The organism is Acidimicrobiales bacterium, assembly GCA_035536915.1.
Lineage (GTDB): Bacteria > Actinomycetota > Acidimicrobiia > Acidimicrobiales > JAHWLA01 > JAHWLA01.
Genome location: DATLNE010000049.1, coordinates 48,602 through 70,657 on the forward strand (window position 1 = coordinate 48,602; position 22,056 = coordinate 70,657).

At 71.5% G+C, this 22,056-nt stretch carries 17 protein-coding genes; 6 read left to right on the top strand and 11 right to left on the bottom strand.

The window, feature by feature from the left end:
• The first annotated feature begins 7 nt into the window (after positions 1 to 7).
• A complete protein-coding gene (locus tag VM938_15595; GenBank protein HVF76460.1) occupies positions 8 to 1,663 on the top strand; it encodes an acyl-CoA synthetase in 1,656 nt (551 codons plus the stop codon).
• Here the strand turns inward: VM938_15595 and VM938_15600 are convergent.
• The gene (locus VM938_15600; protein ID HVF76461.1) at positions 1,636 to 3,693 is read right to left on the bottom strand and encodes a CehA/McbA family metallohydrolase; all 2,058 of its coding nucleotides are present in this window, start codon (positions 3,691 to 3,693) and stop codon (positions 1,636 to 1,638) included. The two genes, VM938_15595 and VM938_15600, sit on opposite strands and share 28 nt — an antisense overlap.
• A gap of 161 nt (positions 3,694 to 3,854) precedes the next feature.
• On the opposite strand from VM938_15600, the gene VM938_15605 reads away from it, so the two are divergent.
• Genes VM938_15605 through VM938_15625 form a run of 5 tightly spaced genes read left to right on the top strand, consistent with a single transcriptional unit; the run spans position 3,855 to position 8,961 of the window.
• On the top strand, positions 3,855 to 5,042 hold the full coding sequence (locus tag VM938_15605; protein HVF76462.1) for an acyl-CoA dehydrogenase family protein: 1,188 nt from the start codon (positions 3,855 to 3,857) through the stop codon (positions 5,040 to 5,042).
• A complete protein-coding gene (locus tag VM938_15610) occupies positions 5,043 to 5,849 on the top strand; it encodes an enoyl-CoA hydratase/isomerase family protein (protein ID HVF76463.1) in 807 nt (268 codons plus the stop codon).
• Between the two features lie 52 nt (positions 5,850 to 5,901).
• Complete coding sequence (locus VM938_15615; protein ID HVF76464.1) at positions 5,902 to 7,317, top strand: OB-fold domain-containing protein; 1,416 nt, start codon at positions 5,902 to 5,904, stop codon at positions 7,315 to 7,317.
• A gap of 4 nt (positions 7,318 to 7,321) precedes the next feature.
• Entirely contained in the window at positions 7,322 to 8,524 is a 1,203-nt protein-coding gene (locus VM938_15620; GenBank protein ID HVF76465.1) for an acetyl-CoA acetyltransferase, read from the top strand.
• A gap of 5 nt (positions 8,525 to 8,529) precedes the next feature.
• Complete coding sequence (locus VM938_15625) at positions 8,530 to 8,961, top strand: hypothetical protein (GenBank protein ID HVF76466.1); 432 nt, start codon at positions 8,530 to 8,532, stop codon at positions 8,959 to 8,961.
• Positions 8,962 to 8,967: 6 nt separating this feature from the next.
• On the opposite strand, the gene VM938_15630 is transcribed toward VM938_15625, so the two are convergent.
• From VM938_15630 to VM938_15675, 10 genes are all read right to left on the bottom strand, one after another.
• Entirely contained in the window at positions 8,968 to 9,300 is a 333-nt protein-coding gene (locus VM938_15630; GenBank protein HVF76467.1) for a winged helix-turn-helix domain-containing protein, read from the bottom strand.
• A gap of 51 nt (positions 9,301 to 9,351) precedes the next feature.
• Entirely contained in the window at positions 9,352 to 10,998 is a 1,647-nt protein-coding gene (gene groL / locus VM938_15635; protein HVF76468.1) for a chaperonin GroEL, read from the bottom strand.
• Positions 10,999 to 11,292 carry a co-chaperone GroES gene (gene groES / locus VM938_15640; GenBank protein HVF76469.1) on the bottom strand — a complete coding sequence of 98 codons (294 nt, stop codon included), beginning with the start codon at positions 11,290 to 11,292 and terminating at the stop codon, positions 10,999 to 11,001.
• Between the two features lie 99 nt (positions 11,293 to 11,391).
• Entirely contained in the window at positions 11,392 to 13,011 is a 1,620-nt protein-coding gene (gene groL / locus VM938_15645; GenBank protein ID HVF76470.1) for a chaperonin GroEL, read from the bottom strand.
• Between the two features lie 114 nt (positions 13,012 to 13,125).
• The gene (locus VM938_15650; GenBank protein ID HVF76471.1) at positions 13,126 to 16,083 is read right to left on the bottom strand and encodes a S8 family serine peptidase; all 2,958 of its coding nucleotides are present in this window, start codon (positions 16,081 to 16,083) and stop codon (positions 13,126 to 13,128) included.
• A gap of 198 nt (positions 16,084 to 16,281) precedes the next feature.
• On the bottom strand, positions 16,282 to 18,252 hold the full coding sequence (locus VM938_15655; protein ID HVF76472.1) for a dehydrogenase E1 component subunit alpha/beta: 1,971 nt from the start codon (positions 18,250 to 18,252) through the stop codon (positions 16,282 to 16,284).
• Positions 18,249 to 19,271, bottom strand: a complete 1,023-nt coding sequence (locus VM938_15660; protein HVF76473.1) for a phosphotransferase family protein — start codon at positions 19,269 to 19,271, stop codon at positions 18,249 to 18,251. The genes VM938_15655 and VM938_15660 overlap by 4 nt, the downstream gene beginning before the upstream one ends.
• 3 nt (positions 19,272 to 19,274) lie before the next feature.
• Positions 19,275 to 19,439, bottom strand: a complete 165-nt coding sequence (locus tag VM938_15665) for a hypothetical protein (GenBank protein ID HVF76474.1) — start codon at positions 19,437 to 19,439, stop codon at positions 19,275 to 19,277.
• Positions 19,436 to 20,629, bottom strand: a complete 1,194-nt coding sequence (locus VM938_15670) for an acetyl-CoA acetyltransferase (GenBank protein HVF76475.1) — start codon at positions 20,627 to 20,629, stop codon at positions 19,436 to 19,438. Before VM938_15670 ends, VM938_15665 begins: the two co-directional genes overlap by 4 nt.
• On the bottom strand, positions 20,629 to 22,056 hold the full coding sequence (locus tag VM938_15675; protein HVF76476.1) for an OB-fold domain-containing protein: 1,428 nt from the start codon (positions 22,054 to 22,056) through the stop codon (positions 20,629 to 20,631). The genes VM938_15670 and VM938_15675 overlap by 1 nt, the downstream gene beginning before the upstream one ends.

The following is a 22,056-nucleotide window of genomic DNA, read 5'->3' on the forward strand; positions in this document are numbered from 1 at the left end:
ACCCGCCATGTTCAACCACTACAGCCTCTTCTCTGCCATCGCGGCCGCGGTGCCCGACCGCGAGTGCGTCGTCTTCCGCGACCGCCGCCTCACCTACGCCGACGTGCTCGACCGGGCCCACCGGCTGGCGGAGTTCCTCCTGTCGCAGGGCGTCACCCTGCACAAGGAGCGCGACGCCTTGGAGCGGTGGAAGTCGGGCCAGGACCACGTGGCCCTGTACCTCCACAACGGCAACGAGTACATCGAGGCCACCTTCGGCGCCAACGCGGCGCGGGCCGTGCCCTTCAACGTGAACTACTGGTACGTCGAGGACGAGCTGACGTACCTGCTCGACGACGCCGATGCCGCAGTGGTCGTGTACCACGCCACCTTCGCACCCAAGCTGGCTGCCGTGGTCGACCGGCTGCGCCGGCGCCCGCTGCTCATCCAGGTCGACGACGGCTCGGGCAACCCGCTCCTCCCTGGCGCCTACGACTACGAAGCCGTGCTGGCGGCCGGGTCGGGCGCGGCGCCCGACACCGAGCCCTCCCCCGACGACCTCTACATCATCTACACCGGCGGCACCACGGGCATGCCCAAGGGCACGCTCTGGACGCAGGCCGAGCTCTTCGCGGGCGCCATCGCGCCGGCGCTCGAGGCCTACGTGGCCGACATGACGTCGATGCAGTGCCTGGTCGACACCATGACCGCCCTGCCCGCCACCCCGTTGCTGCCCATGCCGCCGCTCATGCACGGCTCGGCCCAGTGGGTGGCGTTCCTCGGGCTGTTCAGCGGCGCCACCATCGTCATCCAGGGCGTGGTCGACCGCTTCGACGCCGCCGACGTGCTGACCACGTTGGCGCGCGAGCGGGTGGTGGTGACCAACATCGTGGGCGACGCCTTCGCCCGGCCCTTGTGCGACGAGCTCGAACGAGGCTCCTACGACCTGTCGGCCCTGACATCGATGATGAGCGGCGGCGCCGTGCTGAGCCCGGGGATGAAGCGTCGCCTCCTCGACCTGCTCCCCCACGTGGTCATCACCGACGCCGTGGGCTCCTCGGAGAGCGGCAGCCTGTTGAGCCACGTGAGCCAGTCGGGCGGCGACACCTCGCAGGGCGTGTTCGCAGCGTTGCGCGACACCTGCGTGGTGAACGAGGCCATCGACGAGTTCCTCTCCCCCGGGCACGACGGCGTGGGCTGGCTGGCCCGACGAGGCCCGATCCCCTTGGGATACCTGGGCGACGCGGCCAAGACCGAGCGCACCTTCCCGGTGGTGGCCGGGCAGCGCATCGTGGTGCCCGGCGATCGGGCCCGACTGCGAGGCGACGGCCTCATCGAGCTGTTGGGCCGCGACTCGGTCACCATCAACTCGGGTGGCGAGAAGGTGTTCGCCGAGGAAGTGGAGCAAGCGCTCGTCTGCCACCCCGACGTGGTCGACGTCCTCGTGGTGGGCCGGCCCAGCGAGCGCTGGGGCCAAGAGGTGGTCGCCGTGGTGGCCCTGCGCCCCGAGTCGACGGCCACCGACGCCGACCTCGTCGCCACCGCGGCGGCGCGGCTGGCCCGCTACAAGCTGCCCAAGGCGGTCGTGCGGGTCGACACCGTGCGCCGCGGCCCGGCGGGCAAGGCCGACTACGGCTGGGCCCGCGAGGTCGCCGTTCAGGCCTCGGAAGCGATCGCCCGGTAGTAGGGGCGGGCTTCGTCGAGCACGGCCACCAGGTCGTCGACCTGGCCCGCCTCGTCGAAGTGCCCGTGGGTGCGGGCCAGCTCCTCGAAGCGGTCGAGCCACTCCAGGCACCAGCGGGCGTCGGCAGCCCGGCGCACGCGGCCGCCCGCCACGTCGACGTAGACAGGCGTGGTGTGGGCAAAGGCGGCGCCGTAGAGGATGCCGGGGTGCGCGCTGCCGGCCACCGTGGCGGCGACCCACAGAGGGCCGTCGACCCGCACCGGGAACGACAGCTCCGCTCGCTCCCCTGTCACCGCCACCTCGGCCAGCACCCCGTCGGGGCCGACGACGCGTAGCCACTCGGCGCCCACGCCCACGCAACGGGCCACCACGTCGAGCTCGGTGCCCGGAGCCACGTCGAGCACCGTGCCCGGCTCGGCGCCCGCCACGTGCAGCGACACCCACGGGCCGTTGGTGGCCAAGGTGCGGCCCGCTCGCACCGCGGCCTGCCATCCCTCGGCGGTGGGCGACTCGCCGTCGAGCCGGGCGTACACCCGCGCCCAGCCGGGCGGGTTGGAGAAGGGGCCGACCCGGGCCATGGAGACCATGGTGTCGGTGCCCGCGGTGGCCGCCAGCCGCAGCCCGGTGTTGAGCAGGCGGTGGTAGAGCACGACGGGGCCGTCGGTCGTGGCGGGGCCGATGAGGTCGACGGAGTCGACCAGCCCCAAGGCGGCGTCGGCCACCAGCTCGCGGGCCTCGCAGCTGCGGGGCACGGCGAAGGCGGGGGCAGGCGACTCGGCGGTGATGGGGCTGCCGAGGATGGGGTGGGTGTAGCCGACGGTGGCCCCGAGGGCCCGTAGCTCCTTGCACGCCTCGGCGTTGGGCGGCCAGTCGACGGGGTGGTCGGAACAGGCGTGGCCCGAGTGGTATCGGCTCGGCGCGCCGGTGGCGCCGAAGGCGTGCATGTGGCCGAACATGTCGTTGCGGTACTCCAGGCCCCAGCGGGCCAACTGCGACGGGTTCGTCCACGGGAGGTCGGAACCTGCCCAGTGCTCGAAGGCCTCCAGGTCGTAGACCAGCGCGGTGTTCTGGTTGCCTGCCACCAGGTGCAAGACGTGCAGGGCCTCGCCCTCCTGCATGGCGGCCACGTCGGCGGGCGTGGCCACGTAGTCGCCGCTGTAGTTCAGGTGGACGTGGAGGTCGCCGCCGAACCACCCCTCGGCGGCGGCGTCGTAGAGCCGCTCAGGTTCCAGCTCGACCACGGCCGCGGTGTCGTCGTCGGCGGCGACGTCGACCACGGCCTCGGCCCTGCCGTGCTCCATGCCTCGCGCCGCGCTGACGGCGAGAGAGCCGACCGGCACCACCAGCTCCACCTCGGCGCCGTGGAAGTAGGGCCGGCCGTGGGCGTCCCACTTGCGCAGCACGCCGTCGGGGAACCACCCGTCGCCGCGCTCGTCGACCACCGACCACCGGCACGGCTTGCTCGACCGCACCCGCAGCCGCCCTGCGGGTCGCGGCTCGACCACCTGCGCTTCGGCCTGATGCCCGTCGGCCGTCACCACCAACGTCGGTGCCTCCGCCGAGCGGTCGACGAACACCAAGTCGGCCGCACCCGATGCGAGGGGCAGCGTGGTGCCCGCCACGGTCACGTCCACCGGTCGGTCGAGCGAGGAGCGCACCAGCACGCCGAGCGTCACCGTGCGGCCGTCGAGGGCGAAGGGCCACACCGACGGGTTGATGCACGGCCCGGTGGTGGTGAGCTCCACGGCCACCAGGCCCACAGGGGGGTCGGCCGAGGTCAAGCGCCACAGCGCCTCGTGGAAGGTGGCGCCGGGCTGTTCAGCCTGGAGCCGCAGGGTCATGACGAACAGCGAGGTCCAGTCGGCATACCGCGAGTGGTGGAACCACAGCGGGCTGTCATAAGCGGAAGGCCCGCCCCGCCACTCCTCGCCCCAGTCCCAGCCCCGCGCAGCCTGCAGGGCGCGGTACGACTCCAGTGCCTGCGCGACCACACGCGGCAGGTCGTCCCCGTGGTGCTCCTCGCAGCACATCAGCGCCTCCGGCGGTCGCGGCCTCCGCCCCAGTGGACCCCGCGCGCGACCGGTGTCGCCAGCAGGATTTCCCCGGTGGTTACCGCCTCCAAGGGAGAGTGCTCTAACTGCCCGGAAGTCCCCACTGTCTGGCGCGGAGGGGGGTCCTTACTGTCCTCCCCGTGACCCTTCTGGAGACCGTCGACGATGTCGCGCTGGCCGAGCGGGTCGACGCGCTGCTGGCCCAGTTCCCCCCGGCAACCACCGAGCCCGAGGCGTTCCTCGGCGCCCAGTTCGACGCGGGCCTGGCCTGGGTGCACTTCCCCGAGGGGTGCGGCGGCCTCGGCCTCACCCCCGCACTGCAGGCGGTGGTGGCCGAACGCCTCCGGGACGCAGGCGCGCCCACATGCTACGAACGCAACCCCATCGGCTTCGGCATGGCGGCGCCCACCCTGGTGGCCCACGGCTCGGCCGACCAGCGCAGCCGTTACCTGCGCCGCCTGTTCACCGGCGAGGACGTGTGGTGCCAGCTCTTCAGTGAGCCCGGCGCCGGCTCCGACGTGGCCTCGCTGGCCACCCGCGCCGTGCGCGACGGCGACGTGTGGCGGGTGACCGGCCAGAAGGTGTGGACCTCGTTCGCCCACGTCGCCTCCTACGGCCTGCTCCTGGCCCGCACCGACCCGTCGGTGCCCAAGCACCAGGGCATGACGTACTTCGTCATCGACATGCACGCCCCCGGCGTGGAGGTGCGGCCGCTGCGCCAGATCACCGGCGACGCCGAGTTCAACGAGGTGTACCTCACCGACGCGGTCGTGCCCGAGGCCGAGCGCCTGGGCGAAGAGGGGGCGGGCTGGCGGGTGGCCCTCACCACCTTGGCCAACGAGCGGGTCTTGTTGGGCGGCGCGGGCTCGAGCCCGGCGGGCACGCCCACAGAGGTGTTGCTGAAGATCTGGGAGGTGGTGAGCCCGACACAGCGCGAGCGGCTGCGGGCCGAGGTCACCAAGCTCTACGCCGACCTCGAGGTCAACCGCCTCACGTCGATGCGGGCCAAGGCGCTCGCCTCGGCGGGCACCCCGGGACCGGAGGGGTCGATCTCCAAGCTGGCCGCCACCCAGCTCAACCAGCGCCTGGGCTCGATGCTGCTCGACCTGCTCGGTGCCGAGGGCATGCTCGTGCGCACCCCCTACGAGAACGCCTCGCCGCTCGACCTCTACATCGACCCGGCCAAGGCCTTCCTGCGGTCGCGTGGCAACACCATCGAGGGCGGCACCTCGGAGATCATGCGCAACATCCTCGCCGAGCGAATGCTCGGCCTCCCCGCCGAGCCACGCGTCGACCGCGACGTCCCCTGGCGCGACGCGGTCCGTTAGATGGCCGAGCGCACCACCGTCGTGGTCGAGCGGCCGCGGCCTGAGGTCGCGGTGTTCCGGTTCAACCGGCCCGAGGTGCTCAACGCCATGAGCCTCGAGTTCGTCGACGAGTTGCACAGCCTGCTCGACGAAGTGGCAGTCGACGAGTCGACCCGGGTGGTCGTGCTCACCGGCGAAGGGCGCGGCTTCTGCTCGGGGCACGACTTGGCGTCGATGGCCAGCGGCCACGAGGGCGGCGGCACCGTCCCGGGCCTCCTCGGCGTGCAGGCCGCCTTTGCCGCCGTGGTCGCCCGCATCCGTTCGATCCCCCAGCCGGTGATCGCCGCGGTGAACGGCCCCGCCGCCGGGGGCGGCCTGGCCATGGCACTGGCCGCCGACACCCGGGTGTGTGACACCGCCGCCCGCTTCAACGCCGCCTTCGTGCGGCTGGGGATCTCGGGGTGCGACGTGGGCGTGAGCTACCTGCTCCCGCGGGTGGTCGGCCCCACGTTGGCCTTCGAGATGATGCTGACCGGCCGGCTGATCGACGCCGAGGAAGCGTTGGCATCGCGCCTCGTACTCCGGGTGGTCCCCGTGGGCGAGGTGCTCGACGCCGCCTTGGCCATCGCCGACGACATCTGCGCCAACGCTCCCTTTGCCATCCGCATGACCAAGCAGGTGATGACGGCGAACTTCGACGCCCCCAACCTCGAAGCGGCCATCACCTTGGAGAACCAGACGCAGATCGTGTGCGCCTGCACGCAGGACCACCGCGAGGCCGTCGATGCCTTCCGGGCCCGCCGCACCCCCGTGTTCGAGAACCGATGACCAGGAGGAGCCAGTCCATGGACCAGCTGCAGCCCGCACGCCGGGGCCGGCGATGACCGTCGGCATCGCCGCCTGGGCGACCCACCTGCCGCTGTACCGCCTGGAACGGGCCACCATCGCCGCCGCCATCGGCGGGCGTGGGGGCCGCGGCTCACGTGCCGTGGCGGGCTACGACCAGGACACCACGTCGATGGGCGTCGAGGCGGCCCGCGGGCTCGACCCGGCCGCTCCCTCGCCCGAGCTCCTGGTGTTCGCCACCACCGACCCGGGCTACGCCGACCGTACGAACGCGGCGGCAGTGCACGCCGCCCTCGGCCTCGACCCGGCGGTGCCCGCCTACGACTCGGTGGGCTCGGTGCGCTCCGCCCTCGGCGCCTTCCGCGCTGCGGCCGACAGCGCGGCGGCCGGACGCCCGGCCCTCGCCGTGCTCTCCGACGTCCGCTGGGGCCTCGCCGGCTCGGGCGACGAACGCGACGGCGGCGACGCCGCGGCCGCCTTCGTGCTGGCCGACAGCGGGCCGTTGGCTGCCGAGCTGCTGGCCCACCGTTCCACCACGGGCGAGTTCCTCGACCGCTGGCGCAAGCCCGGCGAGTCGTTCTCACGGGTGTGGGAGGAGCGCTTCGGCGAGACCGCCTACGTGCCGCTGGCCGAAGCGGCCTTGGCCGACGGCCTCAAGGAAGCCGGGCTCACGCCCACCGACGTCGACCACCTGATCGTCACCGGGTTGCACGCCCGGGCCGGCCGCACGGTGCTCAAGCGCGCGGGCGCCCGGCCCGACGCCTTGGTCGACGACCTGGTCGGGTCCATCGGCAACTGCGGCGCCGCCCACCCCGGCGTGCTGCTGGCGTCGGTGCTCGAACAGGCGGCACCCGGCGCCGTCGTGGTGCTCCTCACCCTGGCCGACGGCGCCGACTGCATCGTGCTGCGAGTGGCCGACGGCGTCGCCGAACGGCGGCCTGCGGTGTCGGTGGCCGCCCAGCTCCCCGGCCGTTCGATCAGCTACCAGGACGCCCTGACGTGGCGCGGCATGCTGCGCCGCGAGCCCCCGCGCCGGCCCGACCCCGACCGCCCGGCGGCACCGCCCGCCTTGCGCCGCGTGGGCTGGAAGTTCGGCTTCGTGGGCTCGGCCTGCGTGGCCTGCGGCACGCGCCACCTGCCGCCCGAGCGGGTGTGCTTCAACTGCAAGGCCACCGACCAGATGACCCCGGTCTCGCTGGCGGGCGAGTCGGGCACGGTCGCCACCTTCAGCATCGACCACCTGGCGTACTCGGTGGCACCGCCCGTCGTGCTGGTCGTCGTCGACCTCGACGGCGGTGGCCGCCTGCAGTGCGAACTGACCGACGTCGACGCCGACACGGTCGCCGTGGGCAACCGCGTCGAGCTCACGTTCCGCCGGCTCTACACCACCGTCGACGGTGTCCACGACTACTTCTGGAAGGCCCGGCCGGTCCGGGCCATGGAGGGCTGAAACCATGGGATCGCACGGCATCCGCGACCGCGTCGCCATCGTGGGCATGGGGTGTACCCCCTTCCGCGAGCACTGGGACCGCAGCACCGACGACCTGCTGATCGACGCCGCCAACGAGGCCATGACCTCGGCCTCGGTGCCGCCGGAGGACATCGACGCCTACTGGCTGGGCACCATGGCCTCGGGCTACTCGGGCATCACCCTGTCGAAGCCGTTGAAGCTCGACTACAAGCCGGTGTCGCGCAACGAGAACTTCTGCGCCACCGGCAGTGAGGCGTTCCGCAACGCCTGCTACGCGGTGGCCTCGGGCGCCTACGACATGGCCATGGCCATCGGCGTGGAGAAGCTCAAGGACTCCGGCATCTCCGGGCTCTACGCCCCCGGTCCCGTCACCGACGGCACCGACCCCAACCTCACCGCCCCTGCCCTGTTCAGCCTGTTGGCCCCGGCCTACGCCGAGCGCTACGGCGTCGACGAGGAGACGATGCGCGAGGTCATGGCCCGCATCGCCTCCAAGAACCACGCCAACGGCGCCCGCAACCCGCGTGCCCAGTTCCAGACAGAGGTCTCTGTCGAGCAGGTGAAGGCCAGCCCCCGCATCGCGGGCTGGCTCGGGGTGCACGACTGCTCCGGCGTGGCCGACGGCTCGGCCGCCGCCATCGTGGTGCGGGCCGAGGACGCCTACCGCTACACCGACAAGCCCCTGTTCGTGAAGGCGCTGTCGTTCGTGGCCGGGCCGTCCTCCGGGCCGATGGACCCGGGCTACGGCTACACCAGCTTCACCGAGGTGGTTCGCTGCGCCGAGGACGCCTACGCCCAGGCGGGCATTACCGACCCCCGCTCGCAGCTGGCGCTGGCCGAGGTGCACGACTGCTTCACCCCCACCGAGCTCGTCCTCATGGAGGACCTCGGCTTCTCCGACCCGGGCCAGGGCTGGAAGGACGTGCTGGCGGGCGTGTTCGACCGCGACGGCGAGCTTCCCGTCAACCCCGACGGCGGGCTCAAGAGCTTCGGGCACCCCATCGGGGCCAGCGGCCTGCGCATGTTGTTCGAGTGCTGGCTGCAGCTGCGGGGCGAGGCGCCCGAGCAGCGCAAGCTGGAGTCGGTGGCCAAGGGCCGCACCCTCGGCCTCACCCACAACCTCGGCGGTGCGCCGGGTAGCTGCGTCAGCTTCATCAGCGTCGTCGGGTCCGAGCCCAGCGCGTGACGGCCATGGACGAAGCACTGGTTGAGCTGGGCAGTGAGGAGTGGGTGGCGCGCGCCGAAGGCGTCATCCGCTCGCTGGTGGCGGGCGTCGACCTCGAGGGGCAGCAGGTGTCGTGGTACGAGGAGTTCACCTCGCCGCCCGCCCACCTGCTGCGGCCCGGGGAAGAGACCTTGACGTGGTTCGCCGTGATCGGCGACGACGGCGTGCGCACGGGCCGCGGCACCGTGGAGGACCCGACGTTCTGGGTGGCCGCCGACTACGAGGTGGCCTTGGCGTTCTGCCACCTGCGCTACGACGACCCCCGGCTGGCGGAGCTGGCGGCGACATTGCGGCCCGACCAGATGCCGGTGGTACACGGCGACCGCGGTGAGATCAAGGGCGGCTTGGCCCAGGCCTTGGGCGGGCTGCACGACGCCATGGTGGCCCTCACCTCCTAAGGCCGCTCACCCCTCGGTGGCGGCGGCCACCACCCGGGCCACGGTGGCCGAGGCGAGGCCGTGCCGGCGTGCGCCCGCCTCGGTGAGCTCGACGAGTGCGCTGTCGCCCCGGCGGTCGGCTGCCTTGAGGGCGACGAGGCCTGAGGCGTCGAGCAGGCGCACCCGCAGGCGCACCCCGCTGCGCGAGAGCGACACGTGCTTCGACAGTTCGGCCAGCGGCAACCGCTCTTTCGCGGTGGCCAGCCGATCGAGGATGTCGAAGTCGACGAAGCGCAGGCCGTGCTCGGCCTCCAACTCGCGGTCCAGGAACGCGACAAGGGAGGTGGCCGCACGGGCCACCTCCCTTGGGTCCTGCTGACGACGCTGACGACGGGGCGTCAAAACGACGCCTTACATCATCCCCATACCGCCCATGCCGCCCATGCCGCCGCCGGGCGGCATGCCGCCGCCGGCACCGGGCTTCTCGGGCTTGTCGGCCACGACGGCCTCGGTGGTGAGGAGCAGGGCGGCGATGGACGCCGCGTTCTGCAGGGCCGAGCGGGTCACCTTGGCCGGGTCGATGACGCCCGCCTTGAGCAGGTCCTCGAACTGGCCGGTGGCGGCGTTGAGGCCGATGTTGCCGGTCTCGCGCTCCACCTGCTGGACCATGACGGGGCCTTCGAGGCCGGCGTTGTAGGCGATCCACTTCAGCGGCTCTTCGAGGGCCTTGGCGACGATCGTCGCACCGGTGGCCTCGTCGCCCTCCAGGGTGCCGATGAGCTCGGTCACCGCGGCCCGGCTACGGATGAGCGCGGTGCCGCCGCCTGCGACGACGCCTTCTTCGATGGCAGCCCGGGTGGCCGACAAGGCGTCCTCGATGCGGTGCTTCTTCTCCTTGAGCTCCACCTCGGTGGCGGCACCCACCCGCACGACGGCAACGCCGCCTGCGAGCTTGGCCAGGCGCTCCTGGAGCTTCTCGCGGTCCCAGTCGGAGTCGGTGTCCTCGATCTCCCGCTTGAGCTGGGCGACCCGGCCGGCCACGTCTTCAGCGGCGCCGCCGCCTTCGACGATGGTCGTGTCGTCCTTGGTGATGATCACCTTGCGAGCCCGGCCGAGCATGTCGAGGGCCACGTTCTCCAGCTTGAGGCCGATCTCCTCGGAGATGACCTGGCCACCGGTGAGGACGGCGATGTCCTGCAGCATGGCCTTGCGGCGCTCACCGAAGCCGGGCGCCTTGACGGCGACCGACGTGAACGTGCCCTTGAGCTTGTTGACGATGAGCACGGGGAGTGCCTCGCCCTCCACGTCCTCGGCGATGATCAGCAGCGGGCGACCCGACTGCATGACCTTCTCCAAGACGGGGATGAGCTCGTGCACGGCGCTCACCTTGGAGTTGGCGATGAGGATCAGCGGATCCTCCAGCACCGCCTCCTGGCGCTCCGGGTCGGTCACGAAGTGCGGCGACAAGTAGCCCTTGTCGAACTGCATGCCCTCCGTGAAGTCGAGCTCGAGCCCGAAGGTGTTGGACTCCTCGACGGTGACGGTGCCGTCCTTGCCCACACGGTCGATGGCGTCCGCCAAGACCTCGCCGATCGAAGGGTCGGCGGCCGAGATCGAGGCGACCTGGGCGATCTCGCTCTTGTCGTCGATCTCCTTGGCCTGGGCCTTGATCGACTCCACGGCGGCGGCCACGGCCTTCTCGATGCCCTTCTTGAGCGACATCGGGTTGGCGCCCGCAGCCACGTTGCGCAGGCCCTCGCGGACCAGCGCCTGGGCCAGCACGGTGGCGGTGGTGGTGCCGTCGCCCGCCACGTCGTTGGTCTTGGTGGCGACTTCCTTCACCAACTGGGCGCCCATGTTCTCGAAGGCGTCTTCGAGCTCGACCTCACGGGCGATGGTCACGCCGTCGTTGGTGATGGTCGGCGCACCGAAGGCCTTGGCGAGGACCACGTTGCGGCCCTTCGGCCCCAGGGTGACCTTGACGGCGTCGGCCAGCTTGTTGACGCCGGCCTCGAGGCCGCGGCGGGCGTTCTCGTCGAACTTGAGTTGCTTGGGCACTTACTTCCCTACCTTGGCCAGGACGTCGCGGCCGGTGAGGATCAGAAGGTCCTCACCGTCGATGGTGATCTCGGTGCCCCCGTACTTGCTGTAGACGACGGTGTCGCCCACCTTCACGTCGAGGGGGATGATCTCGCCCGTCGAATCGGCACGGCGGCCGGGGCCGACAGCCAGGACCTCGCCCTGCTGGGGCTTCTCCTTGGCGGTGTCGGGGATGACGAGGCCGGACGCGGTGGTCTCCTCGGATTCGTTGGGGCGGACGACGATGCGGTCGTCGAGCGGCTGCAGCTTCATGATGCTGTTGTCCTTTCTCGAAGCAGATCTTCTAAGAGGGTTTTCGAAACGGTCGAGTGCGACAGGCGGACTTAGAAGTCCTCCATGCCTGTGGTCGGACTAGAAGTCCTCCATGCCTCCACCGGGCATGGCGGGGGCGTTCTCCTGGGGCTTCTCGACGATCACGCACTCGGTGGTGAGGAACAGGGCCGCGATCGACGCGGCGTTCTGCAGCGCCGAACGGGTCACCTTGGCGGCGTCGATGACGCCGGCGGCGAACAGGTCCTCGTACTCGCCGGTGGCGGCGTTGAGGCCGTTGGCCCCTTCGAGGTTGCGCACCTTCTCGATCACCACGCCGCCCTCGAGGCCGGCGTTGGTGGCGATCTGCTTCAGCGGCTCCTCGACGGCTCGGGCCACGATCTTGGCGCCGGTGGCCTCGTCGCCTTCGAGCTTCTCGGCCACGTCGAGGATGCGGGCCTGCGAACGGAGCAGGGCCACGCCACCGCCGGGCACAACGCCCTCTTCGACGGCCGCCTTGGTGGTCGACACGGCGTCTTCGATGCGGTGCTTCTTCTCCTTGAGCTCCACCTCGGTGGCAGCCCCGACCTTGATGACGGCCACGCCGCCCGACAGCTTGGCCAGGCGCTCCTGGAGCTTCTCCCGGTCGTAGTCGGAGTCGGTGTTGTCGATCTCGGCCTTGATCTGGCTGACGCGGCCCTTGATGTCGGACTCGTCGCCCGAGCCCTCGACGATGGTGGTCTCGTCCTTGGTGACAACGATCTTGCGGGCTTGGCCCAACAGGTCGATCGTCACGTTCTCCAGCTTGAGGCCGACTTCCTCGCTGATGACCTGGCCACCGGTGAGGATGGCGATGTCCTGCAGCATGGCCTTGCGACGCTCGCCGAAGCCGGGGGCCTTGACGGCCACGCTCTTGAACGTGCCCTTGAGCTTGTTGAGCACCAGGGTGGGCAGCGCCTCACCCTCGATGTCCTCGGCGATGACGGCCAGCGGACGGCCGCTCTGCATGACCTTCTCCAGCACGGGCAGCAGGTCGCGCACGGCGCTGATCTTGGAGCCGACGAGCAGGATGTAGGGGTCTTCGAGGACCGCTTCCATGCGCTCGGGGTCGGTCACGAAGTAGGGGGAGATGTAGCCCTTGTCGAAGCGCATGCCCTCGACGAGGTCCATGTCCATGCCGAAGGTCTGCGACTCCTCGACGGTGATGACGCCGTCCTTGCCGACCTTGTCGATGGCCTCGGAGATGAGGCCGCCGATCTCGGGGTCGGCGGCGGAGATAGCCGCCACCTGGGCGATCTGGTCCTTCGACTCGGTCTCGCGGCTGATGTCCTTCAGCGACGCCACGGCGGCCTCGACGGCGGCCTCGATGCCCTTCTTCAGGCTCATCGGGTTGGCGCCGGCGGCCACGTTGCGCAGGCCCTCGCGGACCATGGCCCAGGCCAGCACGGTGGCGGTGGTGGTGCCGTCACCGGCGACGTCGTCGGTCTTCTTGGCTACTTCCTTGACGAGCTCGGCGCCCAGCCGCTCGAAGGGGTCCTCGAGCTCGATGTCCTTGGCAATCGACACGCCGTCGTTGGTGATGGTGGGAGCACCCCACTTCTTCTCCAACACGACGTTGCGGCCCTTGGGGCCGAGGGTCACCCGAACGGCGTCGGCCAGTTGGTTCATGCCTGCTTCGAGCGACCGGCGGGCCTGCTCTTCGAACGCGATGATCTTCGCCATCTTCACCCTTTCACTCCACGGTGTTGCAGGCGGACGTTAGCACTCTCCCTATGAGAGTGCCAAGGCCTCCTCCGAAGCGACGGGCTGCGGCGTTCTTAGCAGACGCCCAGGCGTTCAGCCCACGCCGAGCAGGGTGACGGTGTCGGCCGCCATCGGCGAGCCGCCAGCCGTCGTGCCCGCGTAGGTGACGACGCCGAGCCACCGCTGGGCGGGGTCGAGGCCCGCCCACGACGCCGTGAACGTCGTCGTCCGGCCCACCGTCACCGACGCCGTGTCGGGGGCGATGTCGGAGTTGGCGAGGTCGCCCGGGGTGACCACGAAGTTGGCCAGGCGGTACGACGTGGAGCCGCCCGGCGTGGCGAACCCGTTGACGTAGACCTCGTAGGTGCCCGGCGCGGGCGAGCGCAGGGTGATCTCCTCGTCGGCCGCAGTGGACGCCGACAAGTCGACGAACTGTCCGTCCTTGTAGACGAAGAGGTCGAGGTCGGATGTGTCGTCGACCGCATCGAGCGAGAAGCGCGCCGCCAGCGTGCCCGCGGGCACCGTCACCACGTAGCGGTCGGTGTCGGCGTCGGGCGTCGGGTTCTCGAAGTCGAACTCGCCGGTGGTGACGCTGTCGGCCACGGGCGTCACGCCGACGAGGCCGTGCAGCGTGGGGTCGAGGGTGCCGTCGAAGCCCGCAGTCACGTCGATGTCGATGCTGCCGCTGCTGCCGGCCGGCGCCCGCACCTCGGTGGGTGCGCTGACCACCACCGGCTGCAGGGCGATCGGGCTGCGCACGGCGTGGCCGCCGCCGGTCCACGTGAGGTGGCCGGAGGCCCACTGGTTCAGCGGCGCGTCGGTGCGGGTGAAGGCCACGGTGAACTGCTGCTCGGCGCCGGGCGCCAGCGTGAACTGGCTGGGCGACACCACGACATCAAAGCCGGGCAGATCGACGGTGGCCGTATAGGTGGCCGCCACGTCATCGACGTTCTTCACCCGCCGGGTCACCGTCTCGGTGCCCGCCAGCTTGCCGACGGAGATCGACGGCAGGTTGAGCTCGGAGGCCGACAGCGGGGTAAGCGTGTCGAACGGCGGTGCGAACTGCACGCCGCGGCTCACCATGAAGCGCCGGTACTCGTTCGGCGTGGTCGGGTAGACGAGGCCGGGGTCGACGGCGCCGTTGGGCTGCACGAAGCCTGCCCCTTGGGCGAAGAAGTCGTCGCCGCTCGACACCGTGTCGGTGGTGGAGGTCATCATCGCCGACTTGACCTCGGAGGGCAGCCACGTGGGGTGGGCCGCCTTCAACAGGGCGCCGATGCCCGCGATGTGGGGCGACGACATCGAGGTGCCCGAGAACATGTCCCAGTCGCGGCCGAAGCTGAACGGCGGCGCCACCGCGGCCAGCACGTCGACGCCGGGAGCGGCGATGTCGGGCTTGAGCAGGTCGCCGTCGGTTGTCACCGACGGGCCACGCGACGAGAAGTCGGCGATCTCCGGCACCTGCGGGGCCGCGGCCGCTTCGGCCGGGGTGAGCGGGACGATCTTCGCCGTGGCTGTCGCACCGGCGGCGGTGATGTAGTCGAGGACGGGCTGGCGCGCCGTGTGCGAGACGTGCACCGACGGGATCGGGTGCAGGTCGCCGTTGAGGGAGTTGGGCGAGGTGTTGGTCATCACCATGCCGAGGCCGCCTGCGCGCTGCACCTCGAAGCTCTTGGCGATGCGGTCGATGACGCCGCGGTCGCACTGCACGACCTTGCCCGAGACCTTGGCGGGATCGAGCGTGCCCGGCACGCACAGCCGGGCGTCGCCGTCGGAGGCGCTCGCCAGCTTGGCGCCGAGGGAGGTGACGATCTGGGTCGGCGTGGGCAACGTGTTCGTGTTGGAGGCGCCGACGTAGCGCTGCCCGTCGCCCAGCTCGACGGCCAGGAAGGCCCGGCGGAAGGTGGCGGCGGCCACCGTGGTGATCCACGGCGACGGGTGGTCGAAGGTGCTGGCACCGGGACCGCTGTTGCCTGCCGAGGCGGCCACGTAGACGCCCGCGTTGGAGGCGGCGCGGAAGGCCTGCTCCACCGGGTCGAGCACGTCGGACTCCGACCCGCCGCCGATGGAGTAGTTGAGGACGTCGACCCCGTCGGCCACCGCGTCGTTCACGGCAGCCACGCTGTCGGAGTCGAAGCAGCCGCCGCCCATGCCGGGCCGGCCCTCCCAGCACACCTTGTAGGCGGCCACCTTGGCGCCGGGCGCCATGCCCGCGGCGGTGCCGTCGTCGACCTGGCGGCCGTCGACTGTCACGCCGTTGACCACGTTGCCCGCCGCCGTGGAGGCGGTGTGGGTGCCGTGGCTGTTGCCGTCGCGGGGCGAGAGGTAGTCCTCCAAGGCGACGTAGCGGCGCCCGAAGCCCTCGACGTAGTAGCGGGCGCCCACGAGCTTGTCGTTGCACGCCTGCGGCGAGAACTGCTCGCCCGCCATGCACTTGCCCCGCCAGTCGGCGGGCACGGGGATGCCGGTGCCGCCTGCGAACGCCGCGCTCTCCGGCCAGATGCCGGTGTCGATGATGCCGACGACCACGCCGGCACCGGCCCGGCTCGCCCCGCCCAGCTGCGACCACAGGCCGCCGGCCTGGGTGAGGCCGAGGAACTCGGGGCTGGAGGTGGTGGTGGGCTGGGCCAGTTCGTCCTTGTGCAGGGCGAGCACGCCGGGCGACGCAGCCAGGCGCGACGCTTGGGCGGCCGTCAACTCGGCAGCCACGCCGTTGTTGGTGATGGTGTAGTCGTAGAGCTTGGTGGCGCCCACCGACGCCAATGCGGCGTCGTGCTTGGCCACCAGGTGCAGTTGCCAGCGCCGGGCAGCGGGCGATTCGGCATCGAGCTTGCGCCCTGGCTGCGGCCGGGTGGCGGGGTAGCCGCGCTCGTACCCGTCGTAGCTGGCAACCGGTTCGTCGGTGAAGGTGACGATGTAGCGGCCGTCGGTGAAGGCCTCACCGCGGGCGTTGCGCTTGGCGATGTCGCCTGCCGCCGGGCTCGTGCCGATGCCGACGAACGAGGTCGCCAGCAGGAGCGCGGCAGCTGCCGCAAAGGTGAGTCGCTTCAAGGTCCTGCCCCCAGCTTCGTTCGACGGCCCTGCACCGTTGACCGGCTTCGATGGTACGGCCGAGGGTGCGCCGAGTCCACCGAAACCGGCACATTTCCGGACATCGACACGGTCACAGCCCGATGGGCGCGCCCCCGACACCGGAGGGGGACCCGGGCGCCGGGGGCGCACCGATCGGGCCGTGCTGCCGTGGCTCCCTCAGGCCGACATCACCCGGCGGACGGCATCGGCGATCGAACGGCGATCCGGCAGCCAACGCTGTTCGAGCTCGGGCGCGTAGGGGGCGGGGGTGAACGCTGCGCCCACTCGTTCGATCGGCGCATCGAGGTCCCAGAACGCTTCGCCCGACACCAAGGCGGCCACCTCGGCGCCCAGGCCGAAGTCGCTGACCGCCTCGGTGGCCACCACCAGCCGGCTGGTGTGCGCCACCGACTCCAACACGAGAGCGCGGTCGAGCGGGGCCACGGTGCGGAGGTCGAGCACCTCGACGTCGATGCCGTCGCCCGCCAGTTCTTCGGCCGCCGCCAGGGCCTCGTGCACCATGCGCGAGATCGACACCACGGTGACGTCGCGGCCCGGCCGCACCACAGCACCCACGCCGAGAGGCACGAGGTGGTCGGGCGCGGGCCGCGGCCCCTTGGCCCCGTAGAGCAGTCGGTGCTCGATGAACACCACCGGGTTGGGGTCGCGGATCGACGCTCGCAACAACCCGTAGGCGTCGGCCGGGGTCGACGGCATGACGACGGTGAGCCCGGGAATGTGGGCGAGCATGGCTTCGAGGCTCTGCGAGTGCTGGCTGCCCGACGACCGGCCCGCGCCGAACTGGGTGCGCACGGTCAGCGGCACGCGGGCGGCACCGCCCGTCATGAAGTGGAGCTTGGCCGCTTGGTTCAGGAGTTGGTCGAGGCACACGCCGAGGAAGTCGATGTACATGACCTCGACCACCGGCCGCAGCCCGGCCATGGCCGCGCCCACGCCGAGGCCGAGCAGTGCCGTCTCGGCGATGGGCGTATCGCGCACCCGCTCCGGCCACCGTTGGTGGAGGCCGCGGGTGATGCCGAAGATGTTGCCTGCGGCACCCACGTCGATCCCGGCCACGAAGACGGTGGGGTCGGCCTCCAGCTCGTGTGCCAGCGCGGCCTGCAGCGCGTCCATGGTGCGCCAGGTCTCCTCGGAGGCCACGGGCACCTCGACGGCGGCCGCGGCAGCAGACGCCGGCCTCGGCACGGTGACGAAGTCGAAGAGCGACGCGGGGTCGGTGCGCGGCGCGCCGAGGGCGCGTTCCAACGCTTCTTCGATGTCGGCCTCGGCCGCCTTGGCCGTCGCCCGCACGTCGTCGTCGGGCACCTGCCGGTGGGCCAGCGCCTGCTCGGCCAGCAGCAGCGGGTCGTGCCCGCGCCACTCCTCTACCTCCTCGGCGTCGCGGTAACGCTCGGGGTCGCCCTCGTAGTGGCCGTGCCACCGGTAGGTCTCGGCCTCCACCAGGAACGGGCCTTGGCCCGCCCGGCACCGCTCCACCAACGTGGCCGTGAGCTCGGCCACGGCCACCACGTCGTTGCCCGCCACGGCGTGCCCCTCGATGCCGTAGGCCGCCGCCCGTTCCACGATCGGCACCCGATGCTGCGCCGACGACGGCGAGAACTCGGCGTAGTGGTTGTTCTCGCACAAGAACACCACGGGCAGCTCCCACAAGGCGGCCAGGTTCACCGCTTCGTGGAACGCCCCCGTCGACACCGCCCCGTCGCCGAAGAAGGCGACGGTGGTCTCACCGTCACCGCGGAGCTGCCCGGCGAACCCGCCGCCCACGGCGATGGGCAAGCCCGCGCCGACGATGCCGTTGGCGCCCAGGATGCCCAGCGCAGGGTCGGCGATGTGCATCGACCCGCCGCGCCCGCGACAGGCGCCCGTGTCGCGCCCGAACAACTCGGCGAACATGCGCTCGGGGTCGACGCCCTTGGCGATGCAGTGCCCGTGCCCCCGGTGGTTGGAGGCGATCATGTCGGTGCGGCGCAACGGCCAACAGGCGCCCGCCGCCGTGGCCTCCTGGCCGATGGCCACGTGCACGAAGCCGGGGATGTCGCCTTGGCGGTAGAGCTTCGACACCCTCTCCTCGAACCGGCGGATGCGCACCATCGTCCCGTACAGGGCGAGGAGGTCGGGCCCGTTCACGGCACGGCTCGGCGCAGTCGCGCCAACGCCCGTTCGGCCAGCGCCTGGTAGGCGGGTTCGATGTCGGGCACCGTCGCCCCCGCCTGGCGTTCGCGAGCGAGTTGGCCTTGGCGGATCACCACCAGCTTGAAGCTGGCCAGCGCCACGTAGAAGTCGACGGCATCGACGTCGCGGCCGGTGAGGGCGGCATAGCGCTCGACCACCTCGGCGGCGGCGGCGAACCCCGGCATGTCGGCCACCTCTTGGCTGGGGTGCACGGCGAGCGCACCAGCCGCGCCCCAGTAGAGGACGGTGTAGCCCAGGTCGGCCAAGGGGTCGCCCACCGTGGCCATCTCCCAGTCGAGGACACCGAGGATGCGGGCGGGGTCGTGGGCCGCCACCAAGACGTTGCCGAGCCGGTAGTCGCCGTGCACGATGCGCGCCGGGGGCGAGGCGGGCAGCGCGGGGCGCAAGGCGGCGCCGAGCTCGTCGACCACGGGCACGTCGACGGCCTTCGAGCGCGCCCACTGGTCGCACCAGCGCGCCACTTGCCGTTCGAGGTAGCCCTCGCCGCGGCCGGTGCCGTCGAGCCCGACGGCGGCAGGGTCGATGTCGTGGAGGGCGGCGAGCACCTCCACGAAGCGCTCCGCCAGCGCGGCGCGGCGCTCGGGCGGGAACGGGGCCAGCACCTCGGCCTCGTGGGGCACGATGCCGGCCAGGCGTTCCATCACGTAGAACGGGGCGCCGAGCACCGACTCGTCGTTGCAGTAGGCCAAGGCCCGCGGCACCGGCACGGCGGTGCCGTGCAAGGCGCGGTAGAAGCGGTACTCCCGCGACATGTCGTGGGCGCTCGGGAGGAAGGCGTCGACAGGCGGGCGCCGCACCACCAGGTCGGCGTCGCCTTGGCGCACGGCCAGCGTGAGGTTGGAGGCCCCGCCCGCCAGCACCTCGACCTCGATGGGGTCGGGCCACACACCTTCGACGTTGGCCGCCAACCATGCCCGCAGGCGCTCGGCGGCCTGGTGCCCTACTGCGTTCACGTCCTACCTCGTCGTCGCCGGGGGCATCGACGGCTGCACGGCGAACAAGGCCGCCGCCCAGCCGCCGGCGTCCCCCGTCACCACGGCCGCCCGCGTCGGCGTGGTGACGGAGGTCGCTTCGGCGTCGGCGTCATCCGTGCGGACGACGCCGGCGCCGTGCGTGTTCACGCATCGCTCCGTTCGCAGCCGACGACGCTCACGAAGCTGACGCACTCGCCGGGGGCGCCGCCGAGGTTGTGGGTCAGGGCCAGCTTCTTGCCGTTGTCGATCTGCCGGGGGCCGGCCTCGCCACGAAGCTGGAGCCAGCACTCGAAGAGCATGCGCAGGCCGCTGGCGCCGATGGGGTGGCCGAAGCTCTTGAGGCCGCCGTCAGGGTTGACCGGCAGCTCGCCGTCGAGGTCGAAGGTGCCCGCCAACACTTCCTTCCACCCCATGCCCCGCTGGGCGAAGCCGAGGTCTTCCATGATGACGAGCTCGGTCGGGGTGAAGCAGTCGTGCACCTCGGCCATGGCCAGCTCCGACCGCGGGTCTGTGATACCCGCCTGCCGGTAGGCGTCCTCGGCCGAGACCACCGTCTCCTCGAAGCTGGTGAAGTCGAAGTCGGGGTCGGTTGTGCCCTCGGCCGGACCTGCCACGAACGACAGGCCCTTCACGAACAGCGGCTTGTCGGTGAAGCGGTAGGCGTCCTCGGCCCGCACGATGATCGCCGCGGCGGAGCCGTCGGCCACGCCGGAGCAGTCGTAGATGCCGAGCTGGCCCGCCACCAGGGGCGAGTTGCAGATGACGTCCTTGTCGACTTCCTTGCGGAACTGGGCCAAGGGGTTGAGCGCGCCGTTCTTGTGGTTCTTCCAAGCGATGCGCGTCATGACCTCCTTCATCTCTTCGGCGTCGACGCCGTACTTCTTGGCGTAGGCGGGGGCGAGGAGGGAGAACATGGCGGGCGCCGTCAGCGGCGCAGCGGTGCCGTCGTTGGGCGGCGCCGTGCCTGTCAGCCCGGAAAAGCCCGAGTCCTTCAGCTTTTCCACGCCGATGGCCATGGCTGTGTCGTAGGCGCCCGACGCCACCGCGTAGCACGCGTTGCGGAAGGCCTCCGAGCCGGTGGCGCAGAAGTTCTCCAGCCGCGACACCGGCTTGTACTTGAGCTTCAGAGGACGCGAGAGGGTGATGCCCGACAGGCCTGAGGCCATGGTGCCGAGCCAGTAGGCGTCGATCTCGTCGTGGGTCACGCCCGCCGAGGCCAAGGCCGCCTGCGAGGCATCGACGAGCAGGTCGTCGACCCCCTTGTCCCAGTGCTCGCGGAACGGGGTGCAGCCCATCCCCACGATCGCCACGCGGTCACGGATGCCGTTGGACGCCATCAGTCGTTGCCTCCTCCGGCCCGCACGGGCCGAGCCTTCCAGAAGTAGTTGTGCACGCCGTCGGCGGTGTAGAGCCGGCGGAACGTCATCTCCACCCGGTCGCCGATGGCGAGGGTGCTGGGGTCGACGTCGGTCATCTCGCACTGGAACCGGCCGCCGCCGTCGAAGTCGACGACCACGATGACGGTGGGCGGGTTGAGCGAGAAGGCCAGGCGGTCGACGGTGAAGGTGCGGACGGTGGCCTGCAGGTCGGCCAGGCGCTCGGGCTCCATCTCGTCGACGGCGTGGCACGAGGCGCACACCCGCGTGGGCGGCAGGTGGCGCATGCCGCAGGCGATGCAGCGCGAGCCGCTGAAGCCGAACTTCCATGCCTCGCTGCGCAACGACGGCGGGCCGGCCGGGCGGTCGGGATCGGGCCGGCGCGGGGGCTCGCGGTTGAGCATGCCCCGCCACGTCAGGAACATGGGGTAGGCGACGGTCGACGTCTCGGTGGCGATGCGCTCGCGCAGTGCGACGGCGCCTGCGCGCGCCGCGGGCAATGCCTCGGTGGTGCGGAACACGAGGGCGTCAACGCCGTCGGCCACGCTGACGACGAGCACGACCTGGCCCGGCTCGGCCCGGTCGAGGGCGTCGGCCAGCAGCAGGCCGACATGGGCGCAGCCCGTGTTGCCGATGACACCGGTGAGGTCGTCGGCCAGTGCTTCCTTGCGCACGCCCAGGCTCTTGGCGATGACCCGGTTGGCCCGCCCGTGCAGGCCCGCCAGCACCAGGTGGTCGACGGCTTCGATGGTGATGCCCGCTTGCTTGCAGGCGTCGGCCACGGCGGCTTCGGCCAACGGCGCGTAGGCCGCTTCGCCGAAGCGCTCTTCCCACACCCGGGAGGCGGGCTGGCCCGGCGAGCGCCACCGGTCGAGGAACTCGCTGGTGGAGCAGGCGGCGCCCGCCAGCTCGGCGATCACTCCGTCGCGGCCGCACAGGAAGGCAGCCGCCCCGTCGCCGCCCTGCACCTCGTCCTGCCCGCCCGGCAACCCGTTGCGGATGTCGGAGAGCACGGCGAGGGTGGGACGGCCTGCGGCGGCGGCGTCGAGCGCCGACCGCAGGGCACCGATGCCCGAACGCACCGAACCGACGGCGTCGAAGGCCGCTGCGCTCGAGTCGAGGCCCAGCGCGGCGTGCACCGCGGTGGCGTTCGTCTTGTCGAGGTAGGCGGGGTCGGTGGTGGCGAAGAGCACTGCGCTGGGGGCGACCCCCGAACGCAGCGCCAGGCGCCCTGCCTCCACGCCGAGCGAGGTGGTGTCCTCGTCGTAGGAGGCCACCGACCGCGTGCCCTTGCCCCCGGAGGAGCCGAGCACGGCGGCCACGGCCGAGCGGTCGAGGCGTCCCTGGGGGACGTAGGTGCCGACGGAGGTGATGCCGAACACGGTCAC